Source organism: Streptomyces sp. NPDC001348 (assembly GCF_053597535.1).
Genome location: NZ_JBSFIK010000013.1, coordinates 151,862 through 168,098 on the forward strand (window position 1 = coordinate 151,862; position 16,237 = coordinate 168,098).

The 16,237-nt window shown below is 72.6% G+C and carries 15 protein-coding genes; 6 read left to right on the plus strand and 9 right to left on the minus strand.

Annotation, left to right across the window (positions count from 1 at the left end; genetic code table 11):
• Positions 1–74: 74 nt before the first annotated feature.
• Entirely contained in the window at positions 75–1,139 is a 1,065-nt protein-coding gene (locus tag ACWC21_RS16530) for a lactonase family protein (protein WP_450882302.1), read from the plus strand.
• Positions 1,140–1,217: 78 nt separating this feature from the next.
• On the opposite strand, the gene ACWC21_RS16535 is transcribed toward ACWC21_RS16530, so the two are convergent.
• Positions 1,218–2,141, minus strand: a complete 924-nt coding sequence (locus tag ACWC21_RS16535; RefSeq protein WP_450882304.1) for a sirohydrochlorin chelatase — start codon at positions 2,139–2,141, stop codon at positions 1,218–1,220.
• Between the two features lie 438 nt (positions 2,142–2,579).
• On the opposite strand from ACWC21_RS16535, the gene ACWC21_RS16540 reads away from it, so the two are divergent.
• Positions 2,580–3,257: a uracil-DNA glycosylase gene (locus ACWC21_RS16540; protein WP_450882306.1), complete on the plus strand. Its 678-nt coding sequence runs from the start codon at positions 2,580–2,582 to the stop codon at positions 3,255–3,257.
• 134 nt (positions 3,258–3,391) lie between these two features.
• On the opposite strand, the gene ACWC21_RS16545 is transcribed toward ACWC21_RS16540, so the two are convergent.
• Positions 3,392–4,477, minus strand: coding sequence for a WD40/YVTN/BNR-like repeat-containing protein (locus ACWC21_RS16545; RefSeq protein ID WP_450882308.1), 1,086 nt, complete (start codon positions 4,475–4,477; stop codon positions 3,392–3,394).
• 284 nt (positions 4,478–4,761) lie between these two features.
• Between ACWC21_RS16545 and ACWC21_RS16550 the strand changes: the two genes are divergently transcribed.
• Positions 4,762–5,337 carry an Rv1733c family protein gene (locus tag ACWC21_RS16550; protein ID WP_450882310.1) on the plus strand — a complete coding sequence of 192 codons (576 nt, stop codon included), beginning with the start codon at positions 4,762–4,764 and terminating at the stop codon, positions 5,335–5,337.
• 73 nt (positions 5,338–5,410) lie between these two features.
• Here ACWC21_RS16550 and ACWC21_RS16555 read toward each other — a convergent pair whose 3' ends face one another.
• Positions 5,411–6,217, minus strand: coding sequence for a pectate lyase (locus ACWC21_RS16555; RefSeq protein WP_450882312.1), 807 nt, complete (start codon positions 6,215–6,217; stop codon positions 5,411–5,413).
• A gap of 376 nt (positions 6,218–6,593) precedes the next feature.
• On the opposite strand from ACWC21_RS16555, the gene ACWC21_RS16560 reads away from it, so the two are divergent.
• Complete coding sequence (locus ACWC21_RS16560; RefSeq protein ID WP_450882314.1) at positions 6,594–7,901, plus strand: extracellular catalytic domain type 1 short-chain-length polyhydroxyalkanoate depolymerase; 1,308 nt, start codon at positions 6,594–6,596, stop codon at positions 7,899–7,901.
• Positions 7,902–7,967: 66 nt separating this feature from the next.
• Positions 7,968–9,296, plus strand: a complete 1,329-nt coding sequence (locus tag ACWC21_RS16565; protein ID WP_450882316.1) for an SGNH/GDSL hydrolase family protein — start codon at positions 7,968–7,970, stop codon at positions 9,294–9,296.
• Between the two features lie 111 nt (positions 9,297–9,407).
• On the opposite strand, the gene ACWC21_RS16570 is transcribed toward ACWC21_RS16565, so the two are convergent.
• Complete coding sequence (locus ACWC21_RS16570; protein WP_450882318.1) at positions 9,408–10,133, minus strand: SDR family oxidoreductase; 726 nt, start codon at positions 10,131–10,133, stop codon at positions 9,408–9,410.
• Positions 10,134–10,233: 100 nt separating this feature from the next.
• Here ACWC21_RS16570 and ACWC21_RS16575 point away from each other — a divergent pair, with 100 nt between their 5' ends.
• A complete protein-coding gene (locus tag ACWC21_RS16575; protein ID WP_450882320.1) occupies positions 10,234–11,082 on the plus strand; it encodes a LysR family transcriptional regulator in 849 nt (282 codons plus the stop codon).
• Positions 11,083–11,129: 47 nt separating this feature from the next.
• On the opposite strand, the gene ACWC21_RS16580 is transcribed toward ACWC21_RS16575, so the two are convergent.
• The 5 genes from ACWC21_RS16580 to ACWC21_RS16600 all read right to left on the minus strand — a co-directional run bounded on the left by ACWC21_RS16580 (position 11,130) and on the right by ACWC21_RS16600 (position 16,187).
• Positions 11,130–12,152 carry an aldo/keto reductase gene (locus tag ACWC21_RS16580; protein ID WP_450882322.1) on the minus strand — a complete coding sequence of 341 codons (1,023 nt, stop codon included), beginning with the start codon at positions 12,150–12,152 and terminating at the stop codon, positions 11,130–11,132.
• A gap of 243 nt (positions 12,153–12,395) precedes the next feature.
• Complete coding sequence (locus ACWC21_RS16585) at positions 12,396–13,739, minus strand: FAD-dependent oxidoreductase (protein WP_450882324.1); 1,344 nt, start codon at positions 13,737–13,739, stop codon at positions 12,396–12,398.
• Between the two features lie 54 nt (positions 13,740–13,793).
• Positions 13,794–14,474: a TetR/AcrR family transcriptional regulator gene (locus ACWC21_RS16590; RefSeq protein ID WP_450882326.1), complete on the minus strand. Its 681-nt coding sequence runs from the start codon at positions 14,472–14,474 to the stop codon at positions 13,794–13,796.
• Between the two features lie 75 nt (positions 14,475–14,549).
• Positions 14,550–15,296, minus strand: a complete 747-nt coding sequence (locus tag ACWC21_RS16595; protein ID WP_450882328.1) for an HAD family hydrolase — start codon at positions 15,294–15,296, stop codon at positions 14,550–14,552.
• A gap of 201 nt (positions 15,297–15,497) precedes the next feature.
• Entirely contained in the window at positions 15,498–16,187 is a 690-nt protein-coding gene (locus ACWC21_RS16600; RefSeq protein WP_450882330.1) for a phosphatase PAP2 family protein, read from the minus strand.
• Positions 16,188–16,237 lie beyond the last annotated feature (50 nt).

Sequence of the window (16,237 nt, forward strand, 5' to 3'; positions counted from 1 at the left end):
CGGGCGCCGCGCCAAGATCCTCGATCCTGGTCTAGACCGCCTGGGATCGACTGCTACCGTCGGGCCGAGCGAGCATGCCCGGGCGCGGCGAGGAAGGGGCGGCAGTGGCAGAGGACGGCACGCGGCGGCGCAGGGCGTTCATCGGGTCGTTCACGGCGGCGGGCGGGCCCGGGGTCGTCATGGCGGCGGTGCATCCCCACACCGGTGCGCTGAGTCTGCTCGGCAGCGCCGACGGCGTTCCCGACCCGTCGTACCTGGCTCTCTCACCCGGCGGGGACATCCTCTACGCGGTCAGCGAGACCGCCGAGGGCGCGGTGGCCGCCTACCGGGTGCACGGGGAGCGGCCGGAGCTCGCGGGGTCCCCGGTGCGGGTCGGCGGCAGCGGACCCACCCATCTCAGCCTCCACGACGGGCACGTCCTGACCGCCAACTACGGCTCGGGCAGCGTCACCGCCGTACCCCTGCGCGCCGACGGCACCCTCGCGGCCGCGCCGTCCGGCCTGCTCCAGCACACCGGTTCCGGCCCGCACGAGAAGCGTCAGCGCGGACCGCACGCCCACCAGGTCCAGCCCGCCCCCTGCGGCCGGTGGGCCGTGAGCGTCGACCTCGGGACGGACTCCGTCCGGGTGTGCACCCTCCGGCGGGGCGCCCCGGCGCTGCACCGGGAGTTCGCGCTGCGCCCCGGCTCCGGCCCCCGCCACCTGGCCTTCCATCCGGACGGCCGGTACGCCTACGTCGTCAACGAACTCACTCCTACCGTCACCGTGTGCCGCTGGGACGGCGACAGCGGTTCCCTGCAGCCGCTGACCGAGACCCGGGTCCTCCCGGGCGTCCCGGCCGGCGACGCCTACCCGTCGGGCATCGTCGTCTCGCCCGACGGCCGTCACGTGTGGATCGCCACCCGAGGTGCGGACGTGCTGTCCGCGTTCGCCGTCGAGGGCGAGGTCCTGCGCCTGATCGGCACGGTCCCCTGCGGCGGCGACTGGCCGCGCGACCTGGCCGGGTCCCGGGGCGTCCTCTACGCGGCCAACGAACGCTCCGGGAACGTCACCTGGTTCACGATCGACCGGGCGACCGGAATGCCACGCTACGAAGGGTCCGTGGACGTGCCCGCCGCGTCCTGCGTGGTCCTCGACTGAACCGGCCCCGCCCGGACCCGGGAATCGGCCCGCACCTGAGGAGGAACGGGCCTTCGGCCGCGCTGCGGCGGTGCCGCCTCAGCGGACCGGCGTGCCCTGCGGCTGCTGCGGGGCGATCCCCAGGGCCGTCGTGTACTTGGCCAGTGCCAGCTTGCCGATCGCCGGGTAGGCGCCCAGCGGCTCCGCGATGGCGCAGCCCGCCTCCTCCGCGGCCGCCTGCAGCAGACCGGCGTCGATCTCCGGCCCGACGAGGTACGGCGCGAGCGCCAGGTTCTGCGAGCCCGAGGAGCGCAGCTGGTCGGCGACCGAGGCGATCGAGCCCTCCTGGTCCAGGGCCGCCGCCATCACCGGCACGGCGAGCCGCGCGGCGAGCAGCATGCCGGTGATCCCGGCCGCCTGTACGGCCTCGTCACCGCCGATGGAGGCCAGGACGATGCCGTCCGCGGCGGTCGCCACGGTGAACAGCCGGGCCCGGTCGGCGCGGGCCAGGCCTGCCTCGGACAGACGCACGTGCAGCGCCTCGGCGAGCAGCGGGTGCGGGCCGAGGACGTCGGTCAGCTCGGCCGCGACCCGGCTCTCCATGAGGGCCTGCCGGACCTGGCGGAGCAGCGCACTGTCCGGGCCCGCCAGCAGCGGGACGACCACGGCGACAGGGCCGTCGGGCTCCTTGACGTCGACGCCGGCGGCCACGGCCTGCTCGTAGCGGGCCGTGCGCTCGTCGGCGGCACGGGCGAGCACGGACTTCAGGGTCGGGAACTCCGCGTCGTCCCCGTCCAGGTAGCCGATCCGGGCATCGAGGCCGGGCAGTTCGGAGCGGGCGATGCTCACGACCTCGTCGACGAGGCTGCGCGTGGCGGCGCTGGGCGTGCCGGGCACGGCGAGGACGAGCGCGGGCGCGCCCTCGGGAGCCACCAGCGGTTCGGGGCGGCGGTGCCGCCCGGGCTGGCGGGGTCGCGGCATTCGTACTGGCAGGCCGGACGCGGGCCCAGTGGGGGAGCTCATGGCGCCGCATGTTACTGGCTTCCTGGGCTTCTCTGTTCGGGGAGGGTGCAGGTGAGCGGTATCCGTCCGGTTTTGTCTGATGAGTTACGGACGGATCGGAAGTGATCCCTTCACCTTTCGGTCACTTCACTGACACTTCGTCCACCAGGGGAGTCAATCCGCTTTTGTGGTAACCATGTACGACAACGCCTCATCACCGGGCAGGGTGGGCTGCCCGCCCGCACGCAGGATCCCGGCCGCGACCGGATCGCCTCCGGCTAGGTCCGCCACCACCCGGGGCGCGAAGGAGGCCAGGGCGGCCGGACGGTCCGCGGGTGGACAGAACGGCAGGCGCCGGTCCACCGGCTGTCCCGCATACCGGATGCCACGAGCGGCGGCCGAGCGTGACGCTTCTGCGTCTGCGCCGGGGGCCGATGCGTACCAGTAGAGTGACGCGCCGTGGCACCACGACCCTTGCACGAACTTGTCGAAGCAGGCTGGGCGAAGGCTCTCGAACCTGTGACCGAACGTATCGCGGCCATGGGGGACTTCCTCCGGGCCGAGATAGCGGCGGGCCGGACCTATCTTCCGTCCGGTGCGAACGTCCTGCGGGCTTTCCAGCAGCCGTTCGACGACGTCCGCGTCCTGATCGTGGGTCAGGACCCCTACCCCACCCCGGGGATGGCCATCGGGCTGAGTTTCGCGGTCTCGCCCGAGGTGCGCTCGTTGCCGGGAAGCCTGGAGAACATCTTCCGGGAGATGCACTCGGACCTCGGGCTGCCCAGGCCGTCGAACGGTGATCTGACACCCTGGACGCAGCAGGGCGTGCTGCTGCTCAACAGGGCCTTGACGACGGCCCCGCGCAAGCCGGGCGCACACCGGGGCAAGGGCTGGGAGGAAGTCACGGAGCAGGCGATCCGGGCGCTGGCCGCGCGCGGCAGACCGCTGGTGTCCATCCTGTGGGGGCGGGACGCACGCAATCTGCGGCCGCTGCTGGGGGATCTTCCGGCGATCGAGTCCGCGCACCCGTCCCCGATGTCGGCGGACCGCGGCTTCTTCGGTTCGCGCCCGTTCAGCCGGGCCAACGACCTGCTGCTGGGACAGGGGGCGCAACCGGTGGACTGGCGACTGCCGTAGTCCAGGCGCGCACGATACCCCGGTCCGCCCGGCAAGCGGCCCGCCGCCGGCAGGGACACCGCGACGCCGCCGGCCAGGGGCGAGCCACGTACCGCGGGCTGCCCCTGGCCGAGGGCGGGGACGCGCCGGGCGCCTCAGCCCACGACCGCGGCGCGTACGCACAGCACGTCGGGCAGGTGGGACGCGAGCAGCCGCCAGCTGTCCCCGTCGTCGTCCGAGGCGTACACCTCGCCGTTGCGGTTGCCGAAGTACACGCCTGCCGGATCCGCGTCGTCCGTGCAGAGCGCGTCGCGCAGCACCGTGCCGTAGTGGTCCTCCTGGGGCAGCCCGGCGGTCAGCGGTTCCCAGGTCTTGCCCGCGTCCCCGGTGCGGAAGACCCGGCAGCGGCGGTCGGCGGGCACCCGGTCCGCGTCGGCGTTGATCGGGAAGACGTACGCCGTGCCACCGCGGTGCGGGTGGGCGGCCACCGCGAAGCCGAAGGTGGACGGCAGGTCCGCGCCGATGTCCGTCCAGTGCCCGCCCCTGTCGTCGCTGCGGTACACCCCCCAGTGGTTCTGCAGGTAGAGGCGGTCCGGGTTCGCCGAGTCCTGGGCGATCTTGTGCACGCACTGGCCGAACTCCGGATTCGGGTCCGGCAGGAACACCGCGGACACACCGGAGTTGGACGGGGTCCAGCTCGCACAGCCGTCCGTGGTGCGGAACACTCCGGCGGTCGAGACCGCGACGGTCACCGCCCGAGGGTCGCGGTGATCGGTCACCACGGTGTGCAGTCCCTCACCGCCGCCGCCCGGCACCCACTGCGAGCGGGTGGGATGCTCCCACAGCGGACGCACCAGCTCGAAGCTCTCCCCACGGTCCTCCGAGCGGTACAGCGCGGCCGGTTCCGTGCCCGCGTACACCACGTCCGGCTCGGCGGCGGCCGGGTGCAGCTGCCAGACCCGCTCCAGTGAGGCGCCGGTGTCCTTGGGGAACCTGACGGCCGGCCGGGCCGGTTCCGTCCAGGTGCGGCCCAGGTCGTCGGAGTGGAACACCGACGGGCCCCAGTGCGCGCTGTCGCCACCGGCCAGCAGCCGCGGGGCGCCGCCGCGGGTGTCCAGGGCGACCGAGTAGACCGCCTGTGCGTTGAAGCAGGGACTCTCGTCGAACTCCCAGGCGCCACCTCGCCGCCGCCCGATGAACAGGCCCTTTCGGGTGCCCACGGCGAGCAGAACCTCGGTCATGCCGATCACCTCCGGGACGTCTTTGTCACACGCAGTTCTCAGACACGGGCCAGTCTGCACCCCCGCACTGACAGTCACCTCTGCAACTTACGTCACCGCAGGTCAGAAGGGTCGCGTCGATCTGTGGTGAAGGTCGGTGGGGCGTCTTCCGGCCAGACGCCCGCGCGAACCGCGCTCTCGTGCGACCGTCGAGTGGGGGGCTCGGCCTGAGCAACACAGGGGTGTCCCCCGTATGGGAAGGCGGCCGGGAAGGCGGCCGGTCTGTCCGTGCGCTCGTGAGGAGGATGCCTTTGAAGGCGTTCCGTGGTCCGAAGGTCTGGCTGTGGCGGTGGCGGCGAAACCCGCTCAAGCGCCGTGCCGACATGATGGAGGCCTGGCTGGTGCTCGGCGTCTGGCTGCTCACCGTGCTGACCGGGGTGCTGTCGGGACTGGCGGCAGCGGGCTCCGTCGAGCACGGGCTGGCCAGGGAGCGAGCCGAATGGCGCCCGGCCGTGGCCAGGGTCGCCGAGAAGGCCCCCGGGAAGGCGAACAGCGGTGACCGGGTGTGGGCCGAGGTGCGCTGGAAAGCGACGGACGGCTCCTCGCACACCGGCCAGGCCCGCGTCGCGCCCGGCAGCGAGGCGGGCGCCCCGGTCACGGTGTGGACCGACCCGCAGGGCCGCCTGGTCACCCGTCCCGCCTCGGTCTCCCAGGCCCACCTGCGCGCCGGTCTGATCGGCACCCTCGTCGGCGTCAGCGCCGCCGCCGTCCCCTTCGTCTCCGGCATGGCCCTGCGCGGCCGCCTCGAGCGCCGCCGCATGGCCGACTGGGACGCCGAGTGGGCCCGGCTGGGTCCGCAGTGGGGGCGGATGACCGGCTGAGGGGCGTACGGGGCCTGGGAGGCGGTCGTGCGAGGCGCCGTCAGGTGCGCCTCGCACGACCGCCGTCGGGGGGCTACCTGTAGGTGATGTCGGAGGACGAGTACTTGCAGTACGTCCCGTCCGGGCCCGAGCCGTTCTTGGGCGGCTCCTTGCCCGTGTTGTTGCCGATGTACTTCTGGCAGGGAACGATCTTCTTGCCGGAGTCACCCACGATGGTGATCTTCTTCAGTGTCGCGCTGTCGCCGTAGTTGGTGTTGATCCCGACGAGCGCGCTGCCCTTGTAGGTCGCCTCGATGGTGTTGAGGTTGATGGTCCGCTTGTACTGCGTCTTGCAGTTGCCGCAGGAGCGGACCAGCTTGCCGAAGTTCTGTACCGCGAAGTTCGAGACGTTGAGCGTCCCGGCGCCGTTGAACTGGAACACCTTGTCGCTGGCCTCCTTCGCGCCACCGCCGGAGACGGTGTACACGTTCGACGAGGAGGAGCCCAGGAACGTCGCCGCGTCCTCGCCGACGTCCTCCCACCAGACGTTCTGCAGCGTGCAACTGCCCAGGCAGTGGATGCCGTCCGCGGCGGGGGCGCCGATGATGACGTTCTTCAGGACGGTGCCGGGGGCCAGTTCCAGGATGGGGTCCTGGTTCTCGCTCTGGCCGCCGGTGCCCAGGTCACCGCTGCCGTACAGGCGCTTCATCCCGTAGTCCTTGGTGCCGGAGACCGAGATGGTGGAGGTGACCGCCTGACTGCCGTTGGGGGTGGGCCAGGTGGCGGCACTCGCCGGAGTCAGCGCTCCTTCTGTCATGATCATGACAGCCGCAAGCCCGACGGCTGCCAGTGCGCCGGTCAGGGTGCGCCCACGGGTGCGTGGTCGTGTCGAAGAAGTCATGTCCCGATTCCTTCTTCCTCGTGTGTGTGGGGTGGCCGGAGCGGGGGTGCCCGGTGCCCTCGTCCGCGTGGCCGCCGCCGGGTTGGCGGTGCCACGCATGGGTCGCGTACATGAACTATGTGCGTGATGTTGGACGCCGTACGGGGAGCAGATGGCCATATCGGGGGAACATCCGCCCCCGCGGTCATGTCGCTGAACGGGACCGTAGAGTGCAAGCGCTTTCTAGTCAACGCCTCGCGCAGAAGACGACGGGGACTGTCCGGGTTGTCGGCAAGTCTCGTGGGAGCGCTTCCATGGCGGCCATGTCCATGCCACCATGCCCCGGGACGCCGACCCAGAACCGATTCCTCCTGCTGAACCAGGAAGGGACAAGGACATGCCCCCCACAGCGCCATTACGCCGCACCCTGACCGCACTCCTCGCGGCGTTGCTCCCGCTGCTCGCGGCGGTGTTCCTCACCGCGCCGCCGGCCGCCGCCCGCACCGACGTCCCCACCGCCGTGCCCACGGCCGCGCTCACCGAGGTCACCGGCTTCGGCGACAACCCCAGCAACCTGCAGATGTACGTGTACGTGCCGAGCGGCGTCACCACGCACCCGGCGATCGTGGTGGCCGTCCACTGGTGCGGGGGCTCGGCCTCCGCGATGTACTCCGGCACCGAGTGGGCCCAACTGGCCGACCAGTACGGGTTCGTCGTCGTCTACCCGTCGGTGACCAGGGCCAGCAAGTGCTTCGACGTCTCCTCCCCGCAGGCCCTGCGCCACGGCGGCGGCAGCGACCCCGTCGGCATCAGGTCCATGGTGGACTGGGCGACCCGCACCTACTCGGCCGACACCGGCAAGGTGTTCGTCACCGGCATCTCCTCCGGCGCGATGATGACGAACGTCCTGCTCGGCGACTACCCGGACGTCTTCGCCGCGGGCGCCGCGTTCTCCGGCGTGCCCTTCGGCTGCTTCGCCACCACCGACGGCTCGGAGTGGAACAGCACCTGCTCCGGCGGCACCCTCACCCACACCGCGAAGGAGTGGGGCGACCTGGTCCGCGCCGCCTACCCCAGCTACACCGGCCCCCGGCCGCGGATGCAGCTGTGGCACGGCACCCAGGACGACGTGCTGGGCTACCCCAACTTCGGGGAGGAGATCAAGCAGTGGACCGACGTCCTCGGCGTGAGCCAGACCCCCGCCGCCACCGACTCGCCCCAGTCCGGCTGGACCCGCACCCGCTACGGCTCCACCGGTGACCAGGCCCCCGTCGAGGCCGTCAGCCTTCAGGGCGTCGGCCACAACCTGTACACCTACGGCATGGCGGCCCGCGCGCTGCGCTTCTTCGGCCTCGACAGCGGCGGCACCGTGCCACCGCCTCCCGCCGGGCCCTGCAGGGTGACGGTCGGCACCAACGCCTGGAGCACGGGCCTGACCGCCTCGGTGACCATCACCAACACCGGGACGACAGCGGTCACCGGCTGGAAACTGGGCTTCACCCTCCCCGCCGGCCAGACCATCACGGGCGGCTGGAGCGCCACCTACAGTCCGTCCTCCGGAGCGGTGACGGCCACGAACGTCTCCTACAACGGCACGATCGCGCCGAACGCGAGCGTCAGCATCGGCTACCAGGCGACGCACACCGGCAACAGTGCCGCTCCCACCGCATACACCCTCAACGGAACCGCCTGCACCGTCAGTTGACAGACCCGGGTGCGCGCCGGAGGGGAGTACGGCGCGCACCCGCCCACCCCGTACAGGAAGGGCCCAGTGAAGCCGCCCAGACGTGTCCCGCTCGCCACACTCGTCAGCACCTGCGTCCTCGCCCTCGCCCTCGTGGTGACGTCGTCGGCGCTCACGGCGCTGGTCAGGTCCGGATCCACCGCACCGCAAGCCACCGCCCAGCAGCCCTCGGGCCCGCACTGGGTGAACACCTGGACCGCGATGCCGCAGCTCACCGAACCCGCCAACCTGCCGCCCGCCCCGTTCACGGGCGAGAAGTCGGTCCTGGCCGACACGACCCTGCGGCAGACCCTGCGGATCTCCACCGGGGGGCACCGCATCCGGTTGCGCTTCTCGAACGCCTACGGTGACACCCCGTTGCCGCTCACCGCGGTGACCGTGGCGTTGCCACAGGGCGGAAAGGTGGGGGGCAGCGCGATCGAGCCCGGCAGCACCCGCCGGGTGACCTTCTCGGGGCATGCCGCCACGACCGTGCCCGTGGGTGCCCAGGTCGTCTCCGATCCCCTCGCCCTCGACCTGCGGGCCGGCTCCCCCCTGACCGTCACGGCGTACCTGGCGCAGGGCCAGCCGTCGCTCTCGCTCACCTCCCACCCGGGCTCGCGCACCACCTCGTACCTGACCGGCGGCGACCACACCCAGGACCAGGACCTGCCGGGCGCGACCCCCGTCAACCACTGGTACCTGCTGAGCGACGTGGAGGTCCTGTCACCCGGAACCACCCAGGCCCTGGCGATCCTGGGCGACTCCCTGACCGACGGCCGCGGCTCCACCACCAACGGCAACGACCGCTGGCCCGACCAGTTCTTCGACCGGCTCCAGAGCCGTGCCGCGATCTCCCGCATCGCCGTGCTCAACCAGGCCGCGGGCGGCAACCGCGTCCTCAACGACGGGCTCGGCCCCAATGTCCTCGCCCGCCTCGACCGCGACGTCCTCTCCCGCAGCGGGGTCTCGTGGCTGATCGTGTTCGAGGGCGTCAACGACATAGGCACCGCCGACGCCACACCCGATGCCCAGCGCCGGGTCACCGACGACCTGATCGCCGCCTACCGGCAGATCGTCGTCCGCGCACACGCCCAGGGCATCCGCGTCTACGGCGCCACCGTGACGCCCTTCGGGGGCAGTTTCTACGACGACACGGCGGGCGAGCGGGAGGCCTCCCGGCAGCTCGTCAACGCCTGGATCCGCACCCCCGGCCACTTCGACGCGGTCATCGACTTCGACCGTGCGGTACGGGACCCGGACAACCCACGACGCCTGCAGCCGGCCCTGCATGACGGCGACTGGCTGCACCTGAACCCGACGGGGTACGGGAAGCTGGCCGCCGCGGTGCCGAGCGGGCTGTTCCGCAAGGGCTGAGAGCGGCCCTGCCGGAGGACCACCGCGCCGGAGACGAGCGGCGGGAGGGAGCGCGGCCGCGGCCGGCCCACCAGCCCGTACCGCCGCCCCGGCGCCGGTGGTCGCCGCAGGTCACCAGGGCACGGGTCCCTCGTCGTCGAAGAACTCGCCGGTCGGGCCGTCGTCCGGCAGGGTCGCGAGCCGGATCGCGACGGCCGCACCCTGTTCCGGGGTGCGGAACCCGCGGAAACCGTTGAGGTCGGTCGCGCAGTAGCCGGGGCACGCGGCGTTGATCAGGATGTTCGTGTCGCCCAGTTCCTTGGCGTACTGGACCGTGACGGCGTTCAGGAACGTCTTCGACGGCGAGTAGGCGACGGAGACGGGACCCACTTCGGCACCCGGAGTGGTCTGCAGGGTGAGCGAGCCGACGCTGCTGGACATGTTCACGATCCGTGGCGACGCCGAGCGGCGCAGCAACGGCAGCATGGCGTTGGTGACGCGGATGACGCCGATGACGTTGGTCTCCACGGCCGCCCGTACCGTCGCGGGGTCCACCGTGGTGGGCATCTGCGGTGCGTTGCCGGTTGTGCCGGCGTTGTTGACGAGCACGTCGAGGCGTCCGGCGGCGTCCTCGATCAGCCCGGCGGCGGCGGTCACGCTCGCGTCGTCGGTCACGTCGAGCGGCACGCCGAACGCGTCCACGCCGGCCGCACGCAGCTTCGCCACGGCGTCCTCGCGGCGCTGCTCGTCCCGGGCGCCGACACCGACCTTCCAGCCGAGGGCGCCCAGGCCCGCCGCGATCTCGTACCCGATGCCCTTGTTCGCGCCGGTCACCAGCGCGATCGTCTGTTCACTCATGGGACTGATCCTGCCCGCGCCCGGCGGGAGCGGGCCAACACCGATCGGGTGGGCGGCGATACCGCGCGGGTATCGATCCAGGTGGGGATAACATGGCGGCGTGGAGACACGGGAGTTGCGGTACTTCGTCGCCGTCGCGGAAGAGCTGCACTTCGGGAGGGCGGCACAGCGGCTCGGGATCGCGCAGCCTCCGCTGTCGCGGGCTATCCGCCAGCTGGAACGGCGTCTCGGGGCGCCGCTGCTGGAACGCACCAGCCGCGCCGTCACCCTCACCGACGCCGGAGCGGTGCTGCTGGAGGAGGGCCGGGCGGCCCTGGACGCGGTCGAGGCCGCCGAGCGTCGCGCCCGCCGCGCTGCCCTCGCCGCGACCGGCCGGGCCGGCGTGGTCCTCGCCGCGAAGGCCGGCGCGTCCGGTGAACTGCTGGCCCGACTGCTCGACGCCTATGCCGCGGAACCCGATGCGGTCACCGTCGACGTGCTCCTGTGCGGTATCGGCGAGCAGGAACGGCTGCTGCGCGACGGCCGGGCCGACGTGGCTCTGCTGCACCGGCCGTTCGACGCCACGGTCGGCTTGGACACCGAAGAACTGCGCAAGGAGGGGCAGGTGGTGGTCCTGCCGGCCGGACATCACCTCACGGGCCGGGCTCATGTGCGGACGGCCGAGGTCGCCGACCTGCCGGGCCTGCCGATGCCACGCTGGCCCGGCCCCGGCGGCATCTACCCGGACGGCCCCGGTCCGCAGGTCCGGGACCACGCGCAGTTGCTCCAGCTGATCGCGCTCGGCCGTGCCTGCGCGATCCTGCCGGAGTCGTGCCGAGCGCAGCTGGGGGACACCCTCGCCACGGTGCCGGTACTGGACGCACCGGCGGTCACCACGGTGATCGCCTGGCCCCCGCACAGCCGGTCCAGAGCCGTCGCCGGCCTCGTCCGGTCCGCGACAGGTCTCTGAGCGGCCGGCGTTTTCACGACTGCTTTGGGGCGCCCGGGCGGTTCCGTTCAGCCCCGTCGGCGCAGTGACGCGTCGAGCAGTGCCGGCGGGGTGTCGTACTTCTCGTGGGGGGCCAGGTCGGTGCCGGGGACGACGACGGCGTCGATCGCGTCCAGAACGTCGGCGGAGAGCACCGTGTCCGCCGCGGCGAGCTGCGCGTGCAGATGGTCCAGGGTGCGCGGGCCGATCAGCGCGCTGGTCACGGCGGGGTGCGCGGTGACGAAGCCGAGGGCGAGCTGGATCATCGTCAGCCCGGCCTCGTCGGCGACCTTCGCAAGGCGCTCCACGGCGTCGAGGCGGTCCCGGTTGTACGGCAGGGTCGTGTCGAAGCGGTCCGGCATGAACGCCGAGCGGCTGGTGGTGATGTCCCGGCCCGCGCGGACGGCGCCGGACAGCCAGCCCGAGGCGAGCGGGCTCCACACCAGCACGCCGAGCCCGTACTCCTCGGTCACCGGCAGGACGTGGCTCTCGATGCCTCGCTGCAGGATCGAGTAGCTGGGCTGCTCGGTGACGTAACGGCCCACGTGGTGTTCGCGCGCGGCCCACTGGGCCTGCACGATGCGGTGGGCCGGGAAGGTGGAGGAGCCGAAGTAGCGGATCTTGCCCGCGCGTTGGAGGTCGGTGAGGGCCGACAGGGTCTCCTCGTCGCTGGTGGCGGGGTCCCAACGGTGGATCTGGTAGAGGTCGACATGGTCGACGCCGAGACGGCGCAGACTGTCGTCCAGCGCGGTGACCAGCCAACGGCGTGAACCGCCGCGGTGGTTGCGCTCGTCGCCCATCGGCATGGCCGCCTTCGTGGCCAGCACGATGTCGTCGCGACGGCCCGCGATGGCCTTGCCGACCATCTCCTCCGACTCTCCGTCACCGTACATGTCGGCGGTGTCGATGAGGTTGACGCCGGCCTCGAGGGCGGCGTCGACGAGGGCGGTCGCCTCGTCCTGCCCCGTACGGCCGATCCGGCCGAAGTTCATCGCGCCGAGCGAGAGGGAGCTGACCTGGACGCCGGTACGGCCCAAGGTGCGGTACTGCATGACGGTGGTCCTCCGTGGAAACCGGGCTGCGGGGCAGGGAAGAGCGGCGGAGGACATGGCTTGGCCGCCGGTCCCCGCTCCGGCACCCGCAAGAAACGGAACGTTGTTCCGGAACAATATGGAACGCCGTTCCGTTTTTGCAAGCCGACCACCTCGCAAGGCGCGGTCTTCACGGACGTCGAGCGCTCGCACTCCGCGGCGCGTCGCAGCGCTACTGGGAAGGCCGGTGCACCCACCGATTCCTCAAGGGGCCGCCGTCCGTGCCGCCGCCAGCAGTGACTCCCAGTCGGCCAGCTTGACCACGCTCCGTCCGAGCGAGGCCCCGAGCGCCGCCTCGGCGCGCTCGATCGCCTGCCAGCCCTCCCACGGCACCGGCTCGATCCCGGCCGCCCGCAGCGCCGCGACGGGATCGTCCGGGACGGCCTTGCGGGCGAGTGCGGGGGCGTCCGCGAGCAGGGACGACGCCGTCTCCTTCGCGCACGGGCGGTTGGTGCCGATGACGCCCGTGGGGCCGCGCTTGATCCAGCCCGACACGTACTCGCCCGGTGACACCTCGGACCCGCGCAGCACCCTGCCCGCCGCGTTCGGCACCGTGCCGCTCGCCGCGTCGAACGGCAGCCCCTCCAGCGGTACTCCCCGGTAGCCGACCGAGCGCAGCACCAACTGGGCCGCCACGTCCTCGAACCGGCCGGTGCCCGTGACGCCGCCCTGCCCGTCCGGCACGGTCCTCTCGAAGCGCACCGCGCCGACGCGTCCGCCTTCGGCGAGGAGTTCGACGGGGCGCAGACAGAAACGCAGCCGGATGTGGTGCGCCGCCTCCGCGGGCGGCCGGGCCGCCCACCCGCGCAGTACCTCGATGTTGCGCCGCTGCGGCGCGGGCAGCCCGGAGGGGTCGGCGTACGCCGGATCGAGTGCCAGCTCGGCCGGGTCCACGGTGACCTCGGTGCTGGGCAGACTGCCCAGCTCGCGCAGTTCCTTGGTGGTGAAACGGGCCTGGGAGGGACCGCGCCGGCCCACCATCAGGACCTCCCGCACCCCGCTCGCCGCCAGCGTGGTCAGCGCCGCCTGCGGCATGTCCGTCGGGCTCAGTTCGGCCGCGCCGCGGGCCAGCATCCGGGTGACGTCCACGGCCACGTTGCCCACGCCGATGACCACGGCCGACCGGACCCCGGTCAGGAAACCGGCCTCGACCGCGTCGGGATGTGCGCTGTACCAGGCCACGAACTCGGTCGCGGACCAGCTGCCCGGCAGCTCCTCACCCGGAATGCCGAGGTGCCGGTCGGTCGCGGCGCCCACGCAGTACACGACCGCGTGGTACAGCTCCCGCAGCCGTTCCACCGCCACCCCGCCGGGCCCGCCGACCCGTACGCCCCCGAGGAACCGCACCCGGTCGTGCTCCAGCACCGTCCGCAGACTGCCCTGGAGGGACTTGATCTTCTCGTGGTCCGGAGCCACCCCGTAGCGCACCAGCCCGTACGGACACGGCAGGCGGTCCAGTACGTCGACGCACACCTCGGAATCCAGCTGGACCAGGCTCTGGGCGGTGTAACACCCGCTCGGCCCGGAGCCGACCACGGCCACACGCATGGCTCCAGCATCCCACCGGGACGACCCCCCGGACAGGGCCGGTGGAGTGACGCGCTAGCGGGCGCCCCGCTCGTCCCGCACCCGCTCCTCCGTCGCGAAGAACCGGGACAGATCCTTCTCGCACTGACCCTCGGCGGCCTGAGCCCCGGGCGGTACGCCCAGCTCCCAGTCCAGGCGGTAACGCTTGAACAGCTCGTCCCGCAGCGTGGGGATCGGCATCGGCACGCCCGGGACCAGTGCCGCGTACACCGCGCCCATCAGCAGCGCGCGCAGCAGGGGGTAGTCGGCCCGGACGTCGGGGGAGCCGTACCTGGCGACCGTGTCGCCGAGCAGCTCGGACAGGCGCCGCTGATCCGGGCACGGGACGAGGCCCTCGGCCTGGAGGAGGCCGGCCATGTGCTGACGCATCAGCACGGGCCGGTCCCGGGCCAGGCCCAGGATCGCGTCGATGGCCCGCGCCAGCCGCTCCCGCCCGTCGTCGGTACGCGGCTCGCGCTCCAGCGCCTCCTCCAGCGTGCGGTGCATCAGCCGGTGCACGGCGGACTGCACCAGCTGGCGTTTGCCGGGGAAGTAGTACGACACCAGTCCGCGTGCCGAGCCCGCCCGGTCCGCGATGTCTCCCAAGGTCGTGGCCTCGTACCCGTGCTCGCCGACCAGTTCGACGGCGGCCTGCAGGAGCCGTTCCCGGGAACGCCGCCGCAACTCTTCATTGACCGAGGCGCTGCGCGGGGACATGCTGTAACTCCTGCGTTGACTGGCTGCCAGCCAACTATACTCAACGTACCGGACGCCGCCTCGCGCGGGGCCCGCTCAGGGCTGCCGTCCGTCTGGGGCGACGCGGGGGATCGTCTCAGGCGGGCGGCTCGGCATGTCCACCAGGTCCAGCACCGGCAGCAGCGCGTCCGGGCGTTCGGACACCGGCAGGTGGTCCACGAAGTGCACCCGGCACCCGAGGGCCGCCGCACCGCCGTCGGCGGGCCGGCTGTCGCCGACCATCAGCACGCCCCGGGGGTCGGCGCCGAGCGCCTCGCAGGCCGTGGCGAACAGCCGGGGATCGGGCTTCTGGACGCCGTGTTCGTACGACAGCACGTACGTGTCGACGTACGCGTCGAGGCCGTGTTCCCGGAACACCGGGCGCAGGTCCCAGCCGATGTTGCTGACCACGGCCACTCCGATCCCGCGCTCGCGCAGGGCGCGCAGCACCTCGGCCGCGTCCGGGTACGGCGCCCAGGCCCGTGGGGACATGTGCCGCTCGTACAGCGCGTCGTGCAGCCCCGGATCGGGTAGCGGCACCCGGCGGGACAGACCGGTGTACGCAGCCCGGTGCAGCGCGGCGCTCTGGTCCCGGACCGCCCACAGTCCGGCCAGTTCCGCGGGCAGCTCGGCCGGGGCCGCCCCGCCGGGCAACGCCCCGGCGGCTTCCAACGCGCTTGCCGCCTCGGTCAGTTCGCGCTCGGGCAGCTCCAGCGCCGATTCGGCCAGTACGGCGCGCAGCCAGGACTCGGTGGACTCGACACGGAACAGGGTCCCGGAGAAGTCGAAGAGGACGGCGGTCATGCGCCGGACTCTACCCGCGCCCTCACGGCCGGGGACGGCGGTCACGGGCCGTACGGGCCGCCGTATCGCGGACGTACCGGATGCGCGCCTTCGGGGTGCGCCGCTCACCGCCGTGAGGGCACCGCCGCCCTCTGCGGCCCGAGTCCGCGACGACCGACGGCCCGCCGAGCGGACCGGGGCCGGGCCGCGGCCGCGCGGGCGTCAGTGGGCGCGTGCCCGAGCGCCCCACGGCGACTCGTACACCATGATCGCCAGCGCCACCATGAGTGCCCCGAGCAGCCAGCCGCCGACCACGTCCGACGGCCAGTGCACACCCAGCCACACCCGGGTCAGGCCGACGCCCGCCACGGAGAGGACGGCGAGGGCGAGGGCCGTACGCCGCAGTGCGCGTCCGGCGCCGAAGCGGTGGAGCAGCCACAGCAGGAGGCCGCAGACCACCGTGGCGGTCATGGCGTGCCCCGAGGGGAACGCGGCGTAGTGGGCGGAGTCGACGGGGTCCCGCCAGACCGGGCGGGGACGGCCGACGGCGTCCTTGAGGGTCTGCTGCACCACCGTGGCCAGCGCGCAGGTCACCGCCAGCCACACGGCCGTCCACCACGCCGAGCGGCGCCACACCAGCCACACCGCGGCCGCCGCGCACACCAGGCGCATCGTCAGCGGGTCCCAGACCCAGTCGGTCAGGATGCGAAAGGTGTGCGTCACACCGTGCTCGTCGACCGCCCACCGGTGGGTGGTGCGCGAGACGTCCCCGTCCAGGGCCACCAGGGGATGCCATCTGCTCGCGACCAGCGTCAGCAGGAGCACGGAACACAGCGCGAGGACCGTGGCGGTGAGGGCGGCCGCGCGGTACTCCCGCGGGCGGGACGGGGACACGAGGGACGGGTGGGCCATGCTGCGATCTTCGCCGAAGCACACGGGAGGAGGCCAATCCCGGGCCTTTC